General features: G+C 34.6%; 2 protein-coding genes. Both read left to right on the top strand.

What is annotated here, in order from left to right:
• Positions 1-262 precede the first annotated feature (262 nt).
• Entirely contained in the window at positions 263-1726 is a 1464-nt protein-coding gene (locus A9G41_RS06505) for a hypothetical protein (protein ID WP_065581616.1), read from the top strand.
• Positions 1727-2532: 806 nt separating this feature from the next.
• Positions 2533-3347 (top strand): hypothetical protein (locus A9G41_RS06500; protein ID WP_143425428.1); only part of this gene is annotated, 815 nt, incomplete at its 3' end.

Genomic DNA, 3347 nt, shown 5'->3' with positions numbered 1-3347 from the left:
AAATTATGCTGTAGAAACTTGAAATTTTGGAAAGGTAATGATATAATGAAAACAACAGCCCAACAGCCCAACAGCCCAACAGCCCAACAGCCCAACAGCCCAACAGCCCAACAGCCCAACAGCCCAACAGCCCCATTTTGAACGTTTATCTCTAAATTTTAGTTATCCCCATCTTACAATTAATTCTTCATGTTTGTCGTTATGGTCAAAAACGATTTCTTTAATAAAAATGGTAAAGATGCATATCCAAAAGGCATTAGTAATGCCTATCTTGACTGTCAGACATTGTTTGTTTGGAATTATATTGACATTATTAAATTTGATAGTGCCCTTTCAAGCTATTGCATTATCTGCGATTACATCAAATGTGATCCATGGAAGTCGCCCTTATATAACCCTTGATGGTGGTAGAACCCATATAAATTCATCCGAACCTTTACTCAGCATAAAATTATCTGGTGGTCGATTGATTACCTCTCAAGAAGATACATCAAGTAGCCAAAAACCAATCATACTATCGGGAAATTTAGAATCTATTCGTGATATTCAAACTTTTGTACCAATAGATGGAAATAATACTTACCCACAAATAGATATTCAAAAATTGATGGGTGCCCCATATCATTATTGGGGAGATGACGATGGTGATGGCGATATTTTGGCAAATGGAAAGTTATCTCTAGAATGGTACGATGCAAACCAAAATATAACAGCAGAAGTAAAAAAAAATCCATCGTACAAGTTGGATGCTTGTAAAGCACCATATCGATTATTTATTACTACAGGAGAATCTTTAACGTTGTCGACACGTTATGGTATTCCGAATAAAACTATTTATAAACAGAGTTCTCATTCATATTATTTTAAACCAAGTGCACCATCGGTTTGTTATGCTCAACCTAATTTATCAAACGACTCCAGTAATAACACTGAATATAAAGATTTAGATGGTCCGGATTGGGTAAAAGGAAAAGGATTTGTTCCACAAGATATAAACAATCCACAACGTAATTTCCCATCGACAGGAACAAATAATGTTTATTTTTATTTATTATTAGCAAACGTAACGCCCGAAGATATTATCTCAGCTAATGGCGCTAGGGTATTCCCTGAATCAGGGAGTGGAGTTAGTTTAGCTTTATCATCTGCACGAACACCAGGTTGGGGAAAAGGCTCACGAGATGTAGCTTTAAAGATAGTACTAAAAGGGCCAGTAAACAGTAGTGCTAATAAAAATTTTAGCCCCTCTACATTTAAGCTTTATTCAGATAGAGCCAAAAGTAAAGTTTTGTATAGCTTTAAAATTGAAAGATGGTATATAGCCCAAGGTGCTCATATTAATGCATCTGTGCAAGACACAAAAGATTACTGTAACCGAATTGGATACCGAGTGCCGAGTGTTGCTGATTATACTAATGCAAATAATAATGATATATGGACTGGAGGTATTCCCGGAAGAAATATCAATGGTTATCGTCGACAATTAAGCTATCGCGGCGGTAATGGTAAGTGGATAGGTGGATTGTTGAATGAATGGGGAACCTTATTTAATAATCCTAACCACTATCTTGGAATTGATGGTTGGGAAACTAGCCATCCTCAAGATTGGTATTGGGTAATTGATACATACAAGGGAGAACCAATTCGGGTCGATCTGGGGGATGGAGATTTCTATGATTCTAAATCAACCAATGGTAATCTCAGAGCGGCTTGTGTTAAGCCGTAGTTAAATTGTTTTATCTGTTCAGCAAATAGTTTGACTCTGTAACTTTTAAAGTTACAGAGGTGATTACGAGTAAGTTAATTATAGAACTTACTCGCATTGTTTACAGTAATTTGCGAAAAAACTGTAATAAATAGACATAAAAAAGCAAAATTAACCCCTAATGAGTTTGTAAGGTTTTTTTTAGCTATGAAGTGTAATTCCTTCGAGGTTTTCTTAATAGTGTTGTTCATTATAGTTATGTAAAAATGATAACTCTTTTCATAAAGGTCTTTTCACATAGATATTGAATCTATTCTTTTATTTTTCATAATGAAATGAATGAGGGATAACTTTACAAATCTTAACAAAAATACCCACATGTTTACTTTAAAGTGGTATTAAATTTGTTTATAATCGACAAAATATTTTGTGATACTACGAGCACTTTTTGCATGAGCATCGAAAATATTTAAAATAAAAGTAATTAATTTGGTTATTGTGAAAATTAATAACATATTAATTTTATTATAAAAAGGTGCAGTAAAACTTGAAATATGGAAAAGGTATTGATATAATGAATCAGCACAGCAGCACAGCAGCACAGCAGCACAGCAGCACAGCAGCACAGCAGCACAGCAGCACAGCAGCACAGCAGCACAGCAGCACAGCAGCACAGCAGCACAGCAGCACAGCAGTCACATTTTGAACGTTTATCTCTAAATTTTAGTTATCCCCATCTTACAATTAATTCTTCATGTTTGTCGTTATGGTCAAAAACGATTTCTTTAATAAAAATGGCAAAGATGCATATCCAAAAGGCATTAGTAATGCCTATCTTGACTGTCAGACATTGTTTGTTTGGAATTATATTGACATTATTAAATTTGATAGTGCCCTTTCAAGCTATTGCATTATCTGCGATTACATCAAATGTGATCCATGGAAGTCGCCCTTATATAACCCTTGATGGTGGTAGAATCCATATAAATTCATCCGAACCTTTACTCAGTATAAAATTATCTGGTGGTCGATTGATTACCTCTCAAGAAGATACATCAAGTAGCCAAAAACCAATCATACTATCGGGAAATTTAGAATCTATTCGTGATATTCAGACTTTTGTACCAATAGATGGAAATAATACTTACCCACAAATAGATATTCAAAAATTGATGGGTGCCCCATATCATTATTGGGGAGATGACGATGGTGATGGCGATATTTTGGCAAATGGAAAGCTATCTCTAGAATGGTACGATGCAAACCAAAATATAACAGCAGAAGTAAAAAAAAATCCATCGTACAAGTTGGATGCTTGTAAAGCACCATATCGATTATTTATTACTACAGGAGAATCTTTAACGTTGTCGACACGTTATGGTATTCCGAATAAAACTATTTATAAACAGAGTTCTCATTCATATTATTTTAAACCAAGTGCACCATCGGTTTGTTATGCTCAACCTAATTTATCAAACGACTCCAGTAATAACACTGAATATAAAGATTTAGATGGTCCGGATTGGGTAAAAGGAAAAGGATTTGTTCCACAAGATATAAACAATCCACAACGTAATTTCCCATCGACAGGAACAAATAATGTTTATTTTTATTTATTATTAGCAAACGTAACGCCCGAAGA

Origin of the sequence: Gilliamella sp. Nev5-1 (assembly GCF_001690895.1) — a bacterium.
Lineage (GTDB): Bacteria > Pseudomonadota > Gammaproteobacteria > Enterobacterales > Orbaceae > Gilliamella > Gilliamella apicola_C.
The sequence above is the reverse complement of the archived record's forward strand: the minus strand, read 5'-3'. Positions and strand labels throughout refer to the sequence as shown.